Below are 16620 nucleotides of genomic sequence, written 5' to 3'. Positions count from 1 at the left end.
GTAGCCGGCGAAGCCGGCGTATCGAAACCCTCGTGGGCCTTCCGCGCCCCGGTTTCGATGCGCGGGCCGCTTCGCGTCGCGCTACTCAACCCGCGGCGCGAGCCGATTGACGCGAGCGGCAGCCATAACTCATACTTAGGCATATGCCTAACTATCACGATGCGGTCGACGCCGTACTCCGCGCTCTCGCGGATCCGACGCGTCGTGCCATCGTTGAGCGTTTGGCGAAAGCTCCGGCCGTCGTGTCCGAACTCGCAGCACCGTTCTCGATGGCGTTGCCCTCCCTCATGCAGCACCTCAAGGTGCTCGAGAACGCAGGAATCATGACATCTGAGAAGCACGGACGCGTCCGCACAGTGAACCTGAACCCCGGAGCTCTCGACGTGCTGCACCTGTGGCTCAGCGAGCAACGAACCCCGGCAGAACGCCAAGCCGACCGGCTCGGCATCCACCTGACCCGCACTGCACCGAAAGAAGCCTGACATGACTCGTGTACGCATCGACCTGTTCCTCTCCCTGGACGGCTACGCCGCAACAGCGGAGCCGACGCCGGAGAGTCCGATGGGCGAGGACTGGGAGCGCCTCACCGCCGCGTACACGGCGACACGCACCTTCCGCAGGACGGTCTTCGGCGACACCAGCGGAAGCGGCACGACCGGGATCGACGAACACTACGCCTCCGCGTTCTTCGATGGCATCGGAGCGGAGATCATGGGCGCGGGAATGTTCGGCCTGCACTCCTTCCCCGACGACCCGGAATGGAAGGGCTGGTGGGGCGATCAGCCCCCGTTCCACACCCCGGTCTACGTGCTCACGGGCACAGCGCCGCGTCCGTCGATCCCGATGGCGGGCGGAACGGTCTTCCACTTCCGCAACGACGCCGTCGAGAAGGTGCTCGAAGAGGCGGCGGACGCAGCGGCGGGTGCGGACGTGCGGGTCGGAGGGGGCATCGGCACGGCCCGGGAGTTCCTGCTTGCCGGACTCGTCGACCACTTGCACCTCATGATCGCCCCGATCGTCCTCGGCAGGGGAACGCGACTGTGGGATGACCTGGGCGGGCTCGAGCGCACTCACACCGTCACGACCGAAGTGGCGGACAGCGGCACCATCCACGTCACCTTCTCGCGATAGGACCTGCCCAATGACCAGCGATCGCCGGCTCGCCCATTCCGGATTCACGCTCAACCGGGACTACCCCGTCGCCCTCGAACGTGTCTGGAATGCGTTTGCCATCGAGTCTGAGAAGTTCGAATGGTTCGGGGCAGGGGATGCCTTCGAGACCGGCGAATGGGCATTCGACTTCCGGGTGGGTGGCCGCGACATCGCTGAAGGCACGTTCCACGACGGGCCGGTCTCGCGATTCGAGGCCACGTACACCGACATCGTCGAGCACGTCCGCATCGTCAACACCTATGACATGTGGCTTGACGGCGTCCACATGTCCACGTCCGTCGCATCGTTCGAGTTCGACCGGATCGAGGGCGGCACGCGACTCACGCAGGTCGAGCACGGCGTCTTCTTCGACCGTTTCTGGGCAGACGGGCCGAACCGGGAAAGGGGCAGCCGAGGCGTGCTCGAGACCCTGGGCGGCTACCTCGCGTGATCGGCACGCGGATGCCGCCCGGCCGAGACGAATCGATTCGGCCGCTCGCGCGATAGCCTAGAAAGCTGCGGTCGAAGGGCGGACGAGACGGTGATCGGTTGGATCGAGAACGGGCGGATCGCGCCGTGAGCAACCTCGGTTTCCGTGCGTACGGCAGGCTCTTGTCGGCACCGTCCCGCACCATCATGGTGGTCGCCGGCCTGCTCGCACGCACCCCGATCGCCGTGCTGGGTTTCGGCTTCCTCTTCTTCGCGCACGCGAGCACCGGGTCGTACGCGCTCGGCGGTCTCACCTCTGGCCTCGCCATCGCCTCGATGGGTCTCGTCGGCCCTCTTGCCGGCCGCGTCGCCGATCGTCGCGGGCAGCGGCAACTGCTCCTGGCATCCGCGATCACGCATCCGTTGGCGATAGCGGGCGCCGTCGCCAGTGGCTACCTCGGTTCAATGGTGGGCCTGGTGATCATGTCGGTGTTCTGCGGCATCACCGTCGCGCCCGTCGGAGCCTTCATGCGTGCGCGATGGGCCGCGATCGTCGAGGACACCTTCCTGCTACGCACCGCCTACGCCGTCGAAGCCGTCGCAGACGAGATCGTCTGGGTGTTCGGGCCGGCCGTGGCAGCCTTCCTCGCGGCCGGCGTCGCTCCGGCCGGGGGACTGATCCTCTCCGGGATCGTCGGACCGCTCGGCGCTCTCTTCCTGAGGATGATGCCGGATGCGAAACCGGCGCCCGTGGCCGAGCACGCCCACCGGCCGGGCCGGCTGCTGCACTCGGCCCCGTTCCTCATCCTCCTGCTTGCGAGTTTCGCGACCGGCATCGGCTTCGGCATCAACGACCTGACGATCGTCTCGATGGCGACCGCGGGCGGAGTGCCCGAACTCGCCGGAACAGTGCTCACGGCCTACTCCATCGGCAGCGCCTCCGGGGGATTCATCTTCGGCGCGCTGTCCACCAGGCTCCGTTCCCGCCAGATGCTCGTCGGCACGTCGCTGGCCCTGTTCATCACGTGGGCGTCGCTCGCCCTGGCCCCGAGCATCTGGTGGTTCTACCCGCTTGGATTCCTTGCCGGCGCCACGATCGCCCCGCTCATGATCGCCGTCAACCACATCGCCCACGAGATCGTCGCGCCGACCATCATTACCGAAGCCCTCGCGTGGTTGAACATGCTCGTCATCTGCGGAATGTCGCTCGGCTCCTTCGTCGGCGGCCTCATCAATGACGCGACAGGCCCACGCACCGCGTTCCTGGTCGTCGCCTGCTCGTCCGCTGTGCCGATCCTGCTCGTGCTCCTCGGCTTGCGCGCGTTCAAGTTCTCGCACACCCAGGCAGCCCGAGCGATCGAAGCAGACCCGTCGTCGTCGATGGCGGGGGAGTAGTGCTGCAGGGGAGCTGCGGCGCCCGCCCAGCCGGCGCATAGCATCCGCTCCAGTAGGGTCATACGCATGACTGTCCCCTGGAGCCGCCGTATCGTGGCATCCGTTCTCACCGGCTTCCTCGTCGCGCTTCTGGTGCACGTCGGCACGGTGGTGCTCACGAACGAGGCCTTCCTCTTGCAGGGCGCGGGATGGTCGGCGGTGGTTTCGCTGAGCGGGTTCTTCACGCTCGCATCGGTCTTCACGTTCGTGCTTATCGCGGTCGCCGCGCTCGTCGACGTGTTCGCCACGTGGTGGGGCGCTCTCATCACGGGATTCCTGGTCGGCATCGTCGCCACCACGATCGACACCATGATCTACCTGGCCACAAACGGTCAGAAGCCCGACATCGGGGTGCTCTGGAGCATCGCGGGCGAACGCAATCTGCTCTTCATCGCCCTGGTCACCGCCCTGACGCCCACGTTCGGTCGCTGGCTGTACCGCGTGATCGCCCGCTACGACACGGCGGCGGTGCGTGGCCGCAGGGTCGCGCTCGTGCGCATCCCTGCGACGAACCTCGCAGAGGGCATCGTCACGAACATCGACAGGGTGCCCGTCGAGCCGACGAAGGCCGACGAGCAGTGGGATGCCTACGTCGCGGCGCTCGCCGAGAACGGCTGGGAGACCGTCGAGGTCGCTTCGGCCGAGGTGCTGGCCGACTCCGTCTTCGTCGAGGACACGGCGGTCGTGCTCGGCGACCGCGCCGTCATCGCCCGCCCTGGCGCGGAGCAGCGCCGCGGCGAGACGGCCGGCACGGAAGCCGTGCTCACCGAGCTGGGACTGCGTATCGACCGCATCGAGGAGCCCGGAACGCTCGACGGTGGCGACGTGCTGCGCGTCGGCGAGACCGTGTATGTCGGACGAAGCGAGCGAACCAACGCCGAGGGCATCCGTCAGCTCCGGGTCATCGCGGCGGAGGAGGGCTACTCCGTCGTCGCCGTGCCCGTGAAGGGCGCCCTGCACCTGAAGTCCGCCGTGACTGCACTGCCGGACGGCACGGTCATCGGCAGCCGTGAGCACGTCGACCCGAGCGTCTTCGACCGCTTCCTCGAGGTGCCTGAGCCATCCGGTGTCTCCGTCGTGGTGCTGGCACCGGATGCCGTGCTGCTGGCGGCATCCGCTCCCAAGACGGCGGAGCTTCTCACCGATCTCGGCTACCGCGTGGTCACGGTCGACGTCTCCGAGTTCGAGAAGCTCGAGGGTTGCGTCACCTGCCTGAGCATCCAGGTCGGCTGACCACCAACCCGCACGCCGCCGCCGAGCCCGGCGCGCACCATCGCGCCCGGCGCGCACACCCGCGCCGCTGCGCCCGGCGCGCACACCCGCCCCGCTGCGCCCGGCGCTCACACCGCCCTTGCTGAGTGCGCCACTTTGCGCTGATTGCGCCAGAAAGCGTGGCGCAGTCACTGCAAAGTGGCGCAGAAGTTGTGGACGGCGCCGGGGTGCCGGTGGTGCAGGTGGTGGCGCAGACGGCGCGCACGCTCCGCGCGTCGGCTGACCACCGAGGCCGCACGCCGGCGTCGCTGCGCCCGGCGCGCAGACCGCCCTCGCTGAGTGCGCCACTGTGCGCTGATTGCGCCAGAAAGCGTGGCGCAATCGCTGCAAAGTGGCGCAGACGTTGTGGACGGTGCAGCAGGTGGGGCGCGGTGGCGGCGCATCAGGCGGCGGGGTGTGGTGGCCGCGCAGGATGCGGCGCTGTGGCGCCGGTGGTGCAGGCGCCGGGGGTGCAGGCGGCGCAGACGACCCGCAGGCCCCGCGCGCGATGGCAAGATAGTCGATGTACCTCCCGCTCACGAGGCGGGACAGTCGCCATGACACACCACCCCGTTGTCGCGGCCAGCAGAAGGAGACACCGATGTCCGCCATGCCCGATCTCGCCGAAGCTTTCGGAACCGAACTTCCGCACGAGAAGCTCCTGATCGTGAAGGGGCCGCGAAGCGGGCTGACGATCAGCATCGCGGTGCACTCCACCCGGCTCGGGCAAGCCCTGGGCGGCTGCCGGCTGTGGACCTACGACGACTGGGTCGATGCCGTCTACGACTCGCTTCGCCTGGCAGAGGGCATGACGTTCAAGAACGCGGCAGCGGGTTTGAACCGAGGCGGCGGTAAGACCGTCATCCACGTGCCGCGTGGCGTTCAACTGGATGCCGACCGCCGGCGCGCCGTGATGCTCGACCTGGGCGACGCGATCGAGTCCCTCGGCGGCGCGTACATGACCGCCGAAGACGTCGGCACCAGCGCAGACGACATGGCCGTGGTGGCCGAGCGCACATCGCACGTGTGCGGCCTCCCCGCCGACAAGGGCGGCGTCGGCGAGCCGAGCGACGCCACCGCCCAGGGCGTGTACGCAGGCATCCTTTCGACGCTTCACTCCGTCTTCGGCGATCGCACCGTCGCAGGTCGTCGGTTCACGGTGGTCGGCCTCGGGCACGTCGGCTCCATCCTTGCGACGCGACTGGCGGCCGACGGAGGCATCCTCACGGTCACCGATGTGAACCCGGCGAAGCGCGAGCTGGCGGCCCGCCTCGGAGCCCAGTGGACGGAGCCGGACGAGGCGACCAGGGTGCCAGGCGACGTGCTCGTGCCTGCAGGCGTCGGCGGCATCCTCACGGTCGAGGCGGTCGACGAGTTGCAGGTGCGAGCCGTGTGCGGGCCGGCGAACAACCAGCTGGCGGAGCGCGGCGTCGCCGAGCTGCTGCGCCGTCGCCGCATTCTGTGGGCGCCCGACTTCGTCGTGAATGCGGGCGGCGTCATCTTCCTCGACACGCTCACCCGCCCCGGTGCGTCCGCCGACGCCACGAGGCGGCGCGTCGAGCAGATCGGCGACACCGTCGGCGAGATCTTCGCGGATGCAGCGCAGCGCGACATCACGACGCTCGCGGCCGCCGAGGCGATCGCCATGGAGCGGCTCGACCGCGTGCCGGTGCTGGCCTGACGCTCCGATGGCTCGCCCCGGCGGCTCGCCCTCGGGGACGCCGCGGCGACGGGCGCAACCGAGTGCGGATGCCCGGCGAGACTAGCCGCGCACCGCTGCGTCGATGAGCACCTCGGCCGCCGCCCTGGCCTGAACGGCCACGTGCGGGTCGCCGGAGATCGCGGCCGTGCTCTGCGCTCCCTCGGCGAGGATCGAGAGCTGCGCCCCGAGAGATGACGGCGCCCCCGTCGCACTCACGAGGCCCGCCATGTACTCCTGGAACGACGCCTTGTGCTCACGGACGATCCTTGCGACCTCCGGGTTCGTGCCGCCGAGCTCTCCGAAGGCGTTGATGAATGCGCACCCGCGGAAGCTGTCGGTGCAGAACCAGTCCTCCAGGTAGCCGTACACCGCCAGCAGCCGTGCGCGGGCGTCGGCACCGGCATCCGCCACGGCGTGATCCAGGCCCTGCTCCCACTCGGTGTGTTTGCGTGCAAGCACCGCCTGCACAATCTCGTTCTTCGATGGGTAGAGCGCGTAGAGCCGGCGCAGCGACACTCCTGCCGCCGCTCGCAGCTCGTCCATGCCGACGGACGCGTACCCCTTTCGGTAGTACAGCTCCTCCGCGGCGGTGAGGATGCGCTCGCGCGCGTCTCCTTCGGTCATGCGAACAGTGTACTTGACATGAGAACGCTCGTTCTCTAGTGTGAGATGCATCGGTGAGAACGACCGTTCTCGCCAGGGCGAAAGGGAAGGCATCATGGGTTACATCACCGTCGGCACCGAGAACACGACTCCGATCGAGCTCTACTACGAAGACCAGGGCTCCGGGCAGCCTGTCGTCCTCATCCACGGCTACCCGCTCGACGGTCACAGCTGGGAGCGCCAGACGCGGCAGCTTCTGGCCGACGGATATCGGGTCATCACGTATGACCGTCGCGGCTTCGGCCAGTCGTCGAAGGTCAACGCCGGCTACGACTACGACACGTTCGCGGCAGACCTCAACACGGTGCTCGAGAAGCTCGACCTGCACGACGTCGTCCTCGTCGGGTTCTCGATGGGCACGGGCGAACTCGCCAGGTACGTCGGACGCTACGGTCACGAGCGGGTGGCCAAGCTCGCCTTCCTCGCCTCGCTCGAGCCGTTCCTCGTTCAGCGCGACGACAACCCGGACGGCGTGCCGCAAGACGTCTTCGACGGCATCGTCGCGGCAGCCAAGGGTGACAGGTTCGCGTGGTTCACCCAGTTCTACAACAACTTCTACAACCTTGACGAGAACCTCGGCTCCCGCATCAGCCAGGAGGCCGTGACCGGCAGCTGGAACGTCGCGATCGGCAGCGCTCCGGTCGCCGCCTACGCCGTCGTGCCCTCCTGGATCGAGGACTTCCGTAGCGACGTAGAGGCGGTGCGTGCGGCAGGCAAGCCCACGCTCATCCTGCACGGCACGAGCGACAACATCCTTCCGATCGACGCCACCGCTCGCCGTTTCCACCAGGCGCTTCCCGAGGCGAAGTACATCGAGATCGAGGGTGCGCCGCACGGTCTGTTGTGGACCCACACGGACGAGGTGAACGCAGCGCTCGGCGAGTTCCTCGCGCAGTAGTACGAGCCGTTCGAGAGGGCGGGGACGGATGCGCCGGCATCTGTTCCCGCCCTTCTTGCGTGTTCTCGCACCCGGCAGGTCGGGCGCGAATGCGGCGCGAATCCGTCGGTTCGGCATTGCGCGGCCGACTCGAGCGGGTATAGCCTGACCTGCTGTCGCTCTTTCGGCTCTCACCGGCTTCGTCGCCGTTGTCGCACCGTCTCTGACGGTGTGGCTAGAAGGACCGGATGCGGCACACGGATGACTGGTCGAGACCGCGGAGCGCTCCACGTGCGAGCGTTCCGATACGCGAGGAGGACGACATGACGAAGACCGAGATCACGCCGCGGCTGTGCGCGGGCGTTGCGGTCCTCGTGCCGTCCGCTTTCACCGGTCCGGCCGGGTTCCGGCGCGCAGGGTATCCCGCCAAGGAACGCCCTGGCGTCATCGGCTAGCTGACCGGGTCCTCCGCGGCCCGGAGCCGACAGCCCTTCCGACCAGGCGAGCGCACCACTCCGCCCGCAACGCGAACGTCCGACGCGCACGGCGCAGCCGCCAATTCCGGCACTGCGACCCCGTCCACCGCTCGGACCTCTCCGCGGCGACCGATCTCGTGACCGCACGGATCCCGTGTCGCTCCCCAGCGGCAGAATCGATTCGACTCAGCGATTCTGCTCCGCTACGAGGCATGCCTCACCCGGCATCCCTCAACCGCACAACACACCTTCCACACGAAACGGTGAACCATGTCCGCCCCTGAGGCACCTTCGAATCAGGCACCCCAGAACCACCCTCCAGAACACCTCTCGAAGGGTGGCGCACGACAGAGCACGTTCCGCTCGCTCGCGCGCATCTACCCGTTCGCGAAGCCGGCCATGCCGCGCATCTACCTCGGCATGGTGGCCGCTATCGGCGCGTCCGTCGTGGCGCTGCTCATCCCCATCGTGCTGCAGGCACTCGTCGACGGCCCCATGAAGAACGGCGACCCGTCGCACGTCGTGCCGTCGGCGGTGCTCGTGCTTGTGTTGGGCATCGCGGAGGCGGTGCTCATCTCGCTGCGCCGCTGGTTCGTGCTCACACCTGGCACCAAGGTCGAGGCCGACCTGCGCAACGCGTTCTACGCCAAGCTGCAGGACCTGCCGGTGAGTTTCCACGACGGATGGCCGAGCGGGCAGCTGCTCAGCCGTGCCGTCAGCGACCTCAACCTGATCCGCCGCTGGCTGAGCTTCGGCTTCGTGCTGCTCTTCGTCAACGTGCTCACGATCGTGATCGGCTTCGTGGTGCTGGTCACCTGGAACTGGTTGCTCGCGGTCATCTTCATCGTGTGCTCGATCCCGCTCTGGATCTACGGCTACGTGTTCGAGAACCGCTACTCGACCATCGCCCGACGCAGCCAGGACCAGGCCGGCGACCTCGCGACGACCGTCGAGGAGTCGGTGCACGGCATCCGTGTGCTCAAGGCGTTCGGACGCGGCAGGCACGCCCTGCGCAACTTCGAGAAGCAGGCTGAGGACCTGCGCGGCACCGAGATCGCCAAGGCGAAGGCCATCGCCGGCATCTGGCTGTGGCTGCTGCTGGTACCAGACGTGGCGTTCGCGGTGTGCCTCGTGGTGGGCGTGTGGCTCGTGTCCACTGGCTCCCTGACCGCTGGGCAGCTGCTGGCCTTCTTCGCCACCGCCACGGTTCTGCGGTTCCCGATCGAGTCGATCGGATTCCTGCTGTCGATGACGTTCGACACGCGAACCGCCGCCGACCGGTTCTTCGACGTGATGAGCACGCGGAACACGATCGGTGACCCTGAGCATCCGAAGACCGTCGAGAACCCGCACGGGCGGCTCGTCTTCGACGACGTGCACTTCCGCTACCCGGACACGCCTGAGGGCGAGCGCGACCTGCTCGACGGCATCGACCTCGAGCTCGAGCCGGGGGAGACCATGGCGCTCGTCGGCCTCACGGGAAGCGGCAAGTCAACCCTGACTGCCCTGCCCACGAGGCTGTACGACGTCACGGGTGGGTCGATCCTGCTCGACGGCGTCGACGTGCGCGACCTCACCAGGAACGAGCTGCGCACGCACATCGCCATGGCGTTCGAAGACGCGACCCTGTTCTCCGCGTCGGTGCGTGACAACGTGCTGCTCGGCCGGGCGGACCTCGTAAGCGACGACCAGGAGACCAAGGCGAAGGCGGATGCCGTGCTCACCGAGGCGCTCGAGGTCGCGCAGGCTGGCTTCGCGTACGACCTGCCGGACGGCGTCGACACGAAGGTGGGAGAAGAGGGCCTGAGCCTGTCCGGCGGACAGAGGCAGCGTCTCGCGCTCGCGCGTGCCGTCGCCGCCAACCCCGAGGTGCTCGTGCTCGATGACCCGCTGTCGGCACTGGATGTCGACACCGAGGCGCTCGTCGAGGCCGCGTTGCGAAGGGTGCTGGCATCCACAACAGCGCTCATCGTGGCGCACCGCCCGTCCACCGTCATGCTGGCCGACCGTGTTGCGCTGCTCGAAGACGGCAGGATCACGGCCGTCGGTACGCACAGCAGTCTGCTGGCGACCAACGAACACTACCGATTCGTCATCTCGAGCCTCGAGGACGACGAAGAAGAAGAGGAACTCGAGGAGGTGAACCTGTGAGCACCACAACTGTTCTCGGCGTAGAAGGCGAAGAGCGCAACGACTTCTCCAAACAGGAGTCGCGGCAGATCCGTCGCCGCTCGCTCGGCCTGCTCGGGTCTCTGCTGCGCCCGCTGCGGAGCAAGGTCGTGTTCGCGTTGGTGGTGATCGTGTTCTCCACGCTCGCCCAGGTGATCGGCCCGACGCTGATCGGAATCGGCATCGACCAGGGGCTCGGCGCGCTGAAGTCCCAGCACTGGTGGCCCATCGCTCTCACCGGCGCCGCCTATCTCGCCACGGGCGTGATCGGCGCCGCGACCGTGTCGTGGTACACGGTGATGTCGGCGCGCATCAGCCAGGCGATCCTGCTCGATCTGCGCAAGCGTGTGTTCCTGCACACGCAGCGGCTCAGCCTGGAGTTCCACGAGTCGTACACGTCCGGCCGCATCATCTCGCGCCAGACGAGCGATCTGGACGCCATCCGGGAGCTGCTGGACTCCGGCATCAACCAGCTGGTGCAGGGCGTGTTGTACTCGGGCTTCATCGCAGTGTTCATGTTCCTGAACGACTGGGTCTCCGGCGTGATCCTGTTCTGCTCGCTGGTGCCGCTGTACTTCTTGACGCGGTGGTTCCAGAAGCGGTCGCAGGTGCTCTTCCGGCGCTCGCGCGTGGCATCCGCGAAGCTCATCGTGCACTTCGTGGAGACCATGACCGGCATCCGCGCCGTCAAGGCGTTCCGCAAGGAGAAGCGCAACGAGAAGGAGTTCGGCGACCTGGTCGAGGACTACCGAGACGTCAACGCCAAGACCATTCAGCTGTTCGGGATCTTCGATCCAGGGCTGGTGCTGATCGGCAATGTGACGGTGGCGGTCGTGCTCCTGGTCGGCGGATTCCGCGTCGCGCTCGGCGCACTTCCCATCGGTGTTCTGCTGGCCGTGCTGCTCTACACCCGTCGGTTCTTCGACCCGATGGAGGAGATGGCGATGTTCTACAACTCCTACCAGTCGGCTGCCGCCGCACTCGAGAAGATCTCGGGCGTGCTGGAGGAGGAGCCGAGCGTGCCCGATCCGGCGCGTCCCGTTGACCTGTGGGAGGCATCCGGTCACGTCGAGTTCGACGATGTCACGTTCGCCTACAAGAAGGACCGGGTCATCCTGCCGCAGTTCACGCTCGACGTGCCTGCTGGGCAGACGATTGCGCTCGTCGGCTCGACGGGAGCGGGAAAGTCCACGCTCGCAAAGCTGATCGCGCGGTTCTACGACCCGACGGAGGGCTCGGTGAAGCTCGACGGCGTCGACCTGCGCGACCTGCATCCGAAGGATCTGCGTCGCGCGATCGTCATGGTCACGCAGGAGGCGTACCTGTTCTCCGGAACCGTGGCAGACAACATCGCGCTGGGCAAGCCGGATGCCACGCTCGACGAGATCCGTGCGGCCGCCGAGGCCGTCGGCGCCGACGAGTTCATCCAGAACCTGCCGGACGGGTATGCGACCGACGTGAACAAGCGAGGAGGGCGCGTTTCGGCCGGGCAGCGCCAGCTGATCTCGTTCGCACGCGCCTTCCTGGCCAACCCGGCGGTGCTCATTCTCGACGAGGCGACGAGCTCGCTCGACATCCCGAGCGAACGTTTGGTGCAGGAGGCGTTGCAGACGCTTCTGAAGGACCGCACCGCGTTGATCATCGCGCACCGTCTCTCGACGGTCGCGATCGCCGACCGGGTGCTCGTCATGGAGCACGGGCGCGTGGTCGAGGACGGCTCGCCCGCCGACCTCATCGCGGGCACCGGGAGGTTCGCTCAGTTGCACGCCGCCTGGCGGGACTCACTCGTCTGACGATCGGCCGGAGATGGCACGATGCGCCGTACCGAGAAGGCTCTTCTCGTACGGCGCATCGTCCGTTTTCCGCCGTAGCGCGCGCCGCCCATCGCGGATTGCGAGCCGCGCCGTTGCTTCTCAGGAGGGCGACCAGCGCGCTGCCGCGAGATCGACGCGGTAGCGCTCGAGGGCATCCTCACGCGAGGCCTGGTCGGCCGTCATGCCCCTCAACGGAGTTCCCTCCTGAAGGTAGTGCTCGAGCGCTGCACCCTCGTGACACAGTGGCGGCTGCCCGGATGCCCTGATCACCCGCCACCACGGCACGTCGGACCCGTAGCGCGCCATCACTTGGCCGACCACTCGGGCTCCACGCGATCCGAGCACGGCGGCAACCTGACCGTAGGTCATGACCCGGCCCTCTGGGATGTCGGCGACCACCTCGAGCACGGCCTCCACGAAGCCCTCCGGGGGCTCTGGCGCCCGCCGCGGCTCAGGCGAAGCGGGCACGCCGTGCGAGTGGACTCGGACGAGGGCGAAGTCCACAGCTCAGAGATCCATCGCTCCGACGACCTCGCCGTACTGCGTCTCGCCGACCGGCGTGAAACCGGTGCGGAGGAAGAACGCCTCCGGCCCGAGTTCGCCCGGCTCCCAGATGACGTGGAGTCGGTGCTGTCCTCTGCGACGCGCCTCGTCTGCCAGGCCGTCGACCGCGAATCGGCCGATGCCTCGACCCTGGTCGTCGGCGTCCACGTTGATGCGCCAGAGGATGGAGCAGAACTCGTCTTCGGCATCCGGATCGAAGCTGCCCATGACGAAGCCGACGACCTCGTCGCCGTCGACCACGACCCGCTGCCAGGTCATGCTCGGATCGTTGACGGCCGCGGCAGCCGAGTACGAGACGGGCGTGATGAACTGTTCCTGCCCGGGCTTCAGAGTGAGTGCGTTCGCCGCGGAGATGTTCGATGCGGACAGTTCCTCAAGACGCAGCTCAGCCATGGCACAAGGGTAACGTGCGGCATAGACGGGCGGATAGTCGCGGTTCGCTCAGAAGGCGGAGAGTGCCTCGTTGAACGTCTTCGACGGGCGCATCACCGCGCTGGCCTTCTCGGGGTCGGGCAGGTAGTAGCCTCCGACGTCGGCGGGGTTGCCCTGCACGGCGACGAGCTCGTCGACGATGGTCGACTCGTCGGCCGTGAGCCGCTCAGCAAGCGAGCGGAACGTCGCAGCCAGCTGCAGGTCATCCGTCTGCTTGGCCAGCTCCTGCGCCCAGTACAGCGCCAGGTAGAAGTGCGAGCCGCGGTTGTCGATCGTGCCGAGCTTGCGGCCGGGGCTGCGGTCCTCGTCGAGGAACGTTGCGGTTGCACGGTCGAGGGTGTCGGCCAGTACCTTGGCCGCGGGCGTGCCGGCCTGGTCCGCGTACTTCTCGAACGACGGCACCAACGCGAAGAACTCGCCAAGCGAGTCCCAGCGCAGGTAGTTCTCCTGCACCAGCTGCTGCACATGCTTGGGAGCCGAGCCACCCGCGCCCGTCTCGAAGAGGCCGCCGCCTGCGATCAGCGGCACCACGGACAGCATCTTGGCCGACGTGCCGAGCTCGAGGATGGGGAAGAGGTCGGTGTTGTAGTCGCGCAGCACGTTGCCCGTCACCGAGATGGTGTCTTCGCCCTTGCGCATGCGCTCCAGCGAGTAGGCCGTGGCGAGCTCGGGCGCAAGGATCTCGATTGTGAGACCCGCTGTATCGCCGACGAGGTCGGAATCCTGCAGGTACTCGCGCACCTTCGCGATGAGCTGTGCGTCGTGCGCGCGCGTCTCGTCGAGCCAGAACACGGCGGGGTCTCCGGTGGCGCGCGCCCTCGTCACGGCCAGCTTGACCCAGTCGCGCACCGCGACATCCTTGGTCTGGCAGGCGCGCCAGATGTCTCCCGCGCCGACCTCGTGCTGCAGCAGCACCTCGCCCGCCTTGTTGAGCACCTTGACGGTGCCGGCGACCGGAATCTCGAACGTCTTGTTGTGCGAGCCGTACTCCTCGGCCGCCTGCGCCATGAGGCCGACGTTCGACACGGATCCGATGGTGGCAGGGTCGAGCGGGCCGTTCTTCTTCACGTCGTCGATGACCGTGGCGTAGACACCGGAGTACGAGGAATCCGGGATGACGGCGAGCGTGTCATCCTCCCGGCCCTCGCCGTCCCACAGCTTGCCGCCGTTGCGGATGAGCGCTGGCATCGAGGCGTCGATGATGACGTCGGAGGGCACGTGCAGGTTCGTGATGCCCTTGTCGGAGTTGACGTACGACAGCCGGGGGCCGGCCGCAAGGCCGAGGTCGAACGCTTCGCGGATCTCGTCGCCGTTGGGCAGCGAGTCGAGCCCAGCGAGGATGCCGCCGAGTCCGTCGTTCGCTTTGAGGCCGGCGGCCGCGAGGTCGTCACCGTACTTGTCGAAGACATCCTTGAAGTACGCACGCACCACGTGGCCGAAGATGATCGGGTCGGAGACCTTCATCATGGTCGCCTTGAGATGCACGGAGAACAGCACGCCCTCCGCCTGAGCGCGCTTCATGGCGTTGGCCAGGAACGCGTCGAGGTGCTCTGCCGACAGGTGCGTGGCGTCGATGACCTCTCCGGCCTTCACCGGCAGCGATTCGAGCAGCACATTCTGCTCGCGATCCGTCGTCTCGAGCACGATCGTGAGGGTGTCGTCTGCCGGGATCGTCACTGACTTCTCGTTGCTCTTGAAGTCGTGCTCGCCCATGGTGGCGACGGTCGTCTTCGAGCCCTCGCCGAACGGCTTGTTGGTGTGCGGATGCTTCTTCGCATAGGCCTTGACCGACTGGGGCGCCCTGCGGTCGGAGTTGCCCTGACGCAGCACGGGGTTCACCACGGAACCGAGCACCCTGAAGTACTTCGCGCGAACCTCGGCCTGCTCGTCGGTGGAGGGCGAGTCCGGGTAGTCGGGGATGTCGTATCCCTTGTCCTGGAGTTCCTTGATGGCCGCTTTCAGCTGGGGAATCGAGGCCGAGATGTTCGGCAGCTTGACGATGTTCGCGTCGGGAGAGCCCGTCAGCTCACCGAGCTCGGCGAGAGCGTCGTCGGCCAGACCGAACTGCGCGAGGATGCGTCCGGCCACCGAGATGTCTCGCGTCTCGAACTCGACTCCCGCCTTTTCGGCGAACGCCGAGACGATGGGAAGGAAGGAGTAGGTCGCCAGCAGCGGCGCCTCGTCCGTGTGGGTGTAGATGATCTTCGTCATCGCGTCGGCACGCTCCAATCAGCGGAAATGGCGGAGAAAGAATCTCGACGTCAAGATAAATCGCCTGCATAGACGATACCCGACACCAGCCCATGCCACGCTACCCGACGTGTTCGGACGGCGGCTCGAACGCCCGCCGGGCACCGTCGCCCTATAGTCTCGGTGCACGCAGGGCGGCGGCACGCGCCGCCCCGAGAACGAGGACGACATGCGGGCGGGCAGCAACCTCCCCGCCGTCGGGGGGTACAACCAGGCGGTGATCCTGGATGCCGTGCGCCGCGCGGGCGCCGAGGGCGTCAGCCGCGTAGAGGTGGCAGAGCGCACGGGACTGTCGGCGCAGGCGGTGACGAACATCGTGCGCAGGCTCATCGACGAGGGCCTCGTGCTCGAGGCGGGAACGCGCGGTTCCGGCGTCGGCAAGCCGCGCACCATCCTCCGGCTGCGGCCGCGCGGGCGCCTCGCGCTGGGCGTGCATCTGGACCCCTCGATCATCACCGTCGTGCTGCTCGACCTCGAGGGAAGGGTCGTCGCCCACCGCACGATTCCCACGCCGCCGTCGGCAACCGCGCCCAAGACGCTGCAGCGCATCGTTCGCGTCGCCTCGGGCCTGGTCGACGCCGCGGGCGTCGACGCGGGCCGCATCATGGGCGTCGGCATCGCCGCGCCGGGCCCGGTCGACGTCGAGGCGGGCGTTGTGCTCGACCCGCCGCTGCTGCCCGGCTGGCGCAACGTTCCCGTGCGCGACGAGTTGGCTCAACGGCTGCAGCTGCCCGTGCTGCTCGAGAAGGACGTCACGGCTGCTGCCGTCGGCGAACTCTGGATGGACACCTCGGGCGAACGCAGCGACATGGTGTTCTTCTACTACGGCACGGGAAGCGGCGTGGGTCTCGCTGTGCACGGCGAGGTCATCCGCGGCGTCTCCAACAACGCGGGCGACATCGGCAGCATGGTCGTCGGCGGCGTTCCTGCGGCCCCGCAGCATCATCGGTGGCGCGCTGGCGACGCGGTGCTCCCGCGCTACCTGGTTGCCGACGCCATCAAGCTCGGGGTGCTTTCCGGCGATGCTCAGGCGATGACGACGGCCGAGGTCAGGGAGGCGTTCCTGTACCTTGCGGATGCCCGCACCTCAGACCCACGGGCGGCCTCCCTGTTCGACGCGGTCGCCGTCGACATCGCCGAAACCCTCGTCACCCTGGTCAACGTGCTCGATGTCGATCACATCGTGTTCGGCGGCCCGTTCTTCACACCGCTCCAGGACTTCCTGCTGCAGCGGGTGCCGCCTCTCGTGCTCGGCTCGCCCGTCATGGTCATGCCGCACGACATCGCGTTCGCACCTTCGGCCATCGGTGAAGACGTCGCCGCCGTCGGTGCCGCGTGCCTCGTGCTCGACCACGTGCTCTCTCCGCGGCCGGCCGCGCTGCTCATCCAACGCTAGGAACTCGCACC

Annotated in this window: 15 protein-coding genes and 1 pseudogene; 12 read left to right on the top strand and 4 right to left on the bottom strand. The window is 67.6% G+C overall.

Annotated features, from left to right (window positions below; all coding sequences use genetic code 11):
• Positions 1-143: 143 nt before the first annotated feature.
• From ACO2Q7_RS06735 to ACO2Q7_RS06710, 6 genes are all read left to right on the top strand, one after another.
• On the top strand, positions 144-482 hold the full coding sequence (locus ACO2Q7_RS06735; RefSeq protein ID WP_423354837.1) for an ArsR/SmtB family transcription factor: 339 nt from the start codon (positions 144-146) through the stop codon (positions 480-482).
• A gap of 1 nt (position 483) precedes the next feature.
• A complete protein-coding gene (locus ACO2Q7_RS06730) occupies positions 484-1131 on the top strand; it encodes a dihydrofolate reductase family protein (protein ID WP_423354836.1) in 648 nt (215 codons plus the stop codon).
• Positions 1132-1141: 10 nt separating this feature from the next.
• Entirely contained in the window at positions 1142-1603 is a 462-nt protein-coding gene (locus ACO2Q7_RS06725; RefSeq protein ID WP_423354835.1) for an SRPBCC domain-containing protein, read from the top strand.
• Positions 1604-1728: 125 nt separating this feature from the next.
• Positions 1729-2976 (top strand): MFS transporter, encoded by a 1248-nt coding sequence (locus ACO2Q7_RS06720; protein ID WP_423354834.1) that lies wholly within the window; start codon positions 1729-1731, stop codon positions 2974-2976.
• Positions 2977-3042: 66 nt separating this feature from the next.
• Positions 3043-4248, top strand: a complete 1206-nt coding sequence (gene ddaH / locus ACO2Q7_RS06715; RefSeq protein WP_423354833.1) for a dimethylargininase — start codon at positions 3043-3045, stop codon at positions 4246-4248.
• Between the two features lie 619 nt (positions 4249-4867).
• Positions 4868-5947: a Glu/Leu/Phe/Val dehydrogenase dimerization domain-containing protein gene (locus tag ACO2Q7_RS06710; RefSeq protein ID WP_423354832.1), complete on the top strand. Its 1080-nt coding sequence runs from the start codon at positions 4868-4870 to the stop codon at positions 5945-5947.
• Between the two features lie 81 nt (positions 5948-6028).
• On the opposite strand, the gene ACO2Q7_RS06705 is transcribed toward ACO2Q7_RS06710, so the two are convergent.
• Entirely contained in the window at positions 6029-6592 is a 564-nt protein-coding gene (locus ACO2Q7_RS06705) for a TetR/AcrR family transcriptional regulator (protein WP_423354831.1), read from the bottom strand.
• Between the two features lie 94 nt (positions 6593-6686).
• Between ACO2Q7_RS06705 and ACO2Q7_RS06700 the strand changes: the two genes are divergently transcribed.
• From ACO2Q7_RS06700 to ACO2Q7_RS06685, 4 genes are all read left to right on the top strand, one after another.
• Positions 6687-7529 carry an alpha/beta fold hydrolase gene (locus ACO2Q7_RS06700; RefSeq protein WP_423354830.1) on the top strand — a complete coding sequence of 281 codons (843 nt, stop codon included), beginning with the start codon at positions 6687-6689 and terminating at the stop codon, positions 7527-7529.
• 302 nt (positions 7530-7831) lie between these two features.
• Positions 7832-7963: a hypothetical protein gene (locus ACO2Q7_RS06695; protein WP_423354829.1), complete on the top strand. Its 132-nt coding sequence runs from the start codon at positions 7832-7834 to the stop codon at positions 7961-7963.
• 291 nt (positions 7964-8254) lie between these two features.
• On the top strand, positions 8255-10135 hold the full coding sequence (locus tag ACO2Q7_RS06690) for an ABC transporter ATP-binding protein (protein WP_423354828.1): 1881 nt from the start codon (positions 8255-8257) through the stop codon (positions 10133-10135).
• Complete coding sequence (locus ACO2Q7_RS06685; RefSeq protein WP_423354827.1) at positions 10132-11946, top strand: ABC transporter ATP-binding protein; 1815 nt, start codon at positions 10132-10134, stop codon at positions 11944-11946. The genes ACO2Q7_RS06690 and ACO2Q7_RS06685 overlap by 4 nt, the downstream gene beginning before the upstream one ends.
• Positions 11947-12066: 120 nt before the next feature.
• Here the strand turns inward: ACO2Q7_RS06685 and ACO2Q7_RS06680 are convergent, their stop codons facing one another.
• From ACO2Q7_RS06680 to ACO2Q7_RS06670, 3 genes are read right to left on the bottom strand one after another with little or no spacing between them, the layout of a single operon-like run.
• Positions 12067-12435 (bottom strand): MGMT family protein, encoded by a 369-nt coding sequence (locus ACO2Q7_RS06680; protein WP_423354826.1) that lies wholly within the window; start codon positions 12433-12435, stop codon positions 12067-12069.
• A gap of 39 nt (positions 12436-12474) precedes the next feature.
• Positions 12475-12924 carry a GNAT family N-acetyltransferase gene (locus tag ACO2Q7_RS06675; RefSeq protein WP_423354825.1) on the bottom strand — a complete coding sequence of 150 codons (450 nt, stop codon included), beginning with the start codon at positions 12922-12924 and terminating at the stop codon, positions 12475-12477.
• Between the two features lie 48 nt (positions 12925-12972).
• Positions 12973-15174 carry an NADP-dependent isocitrate dehydrogenase gene (locus ACO2Q7_RS06670; RefSeq protein WP_423354824.1) on the bottom strand — a complete coding sequence of 734 codons (2202 nt, stop codon included), beginning with the start codon at positions 15172-15174 and terminating at the stop codon, positions 12973-12975.
• A gap of 193 nt (positions 15175-15367) precedes the next feature.
• Between ACO2Q7_RS06670 and ACO2Q7_RS06665 the strand changes: the two are divergent.
• Positions 15368-15547, top strand: a pseudogene (locus tag ACO2Q7_RS06665) (winged helix-turn-helix domain-containing protein); the annotation flags it as partial.
• Positions 15530-16609 carry an ROK family protein gene (locus ACO2Q7_RS06660; protein WP_423355983.1) on the top strand — a complete coding sequence of 360 codons (1080 nt, stop codon included), beginning with the start codon at positions 15530-15532 and terminating at the stop codon, positions 16607-16609. The pseudogene ACO2Q7_RS06665 and the gene ACO2Q7_RS06660, both read left to right, overlap by 18 nt.
• Positions 16610-16620: the final 11 nt, after the last annotated feature.

The organism is Rathayibacter sp. KR2-224, assembly GCF_049446075.1.
Taxonomy (GTDB): Bacteria; Actinomycetota; Actinomycetes; order Actinomycetales; family Microbacteriaceae; genus Humibacter.
The sequence above is the reverse complement of the archived record's forward strand: the minus strand, read 5'-3'. Positions and strand labels throughout refer to the sequence as shown.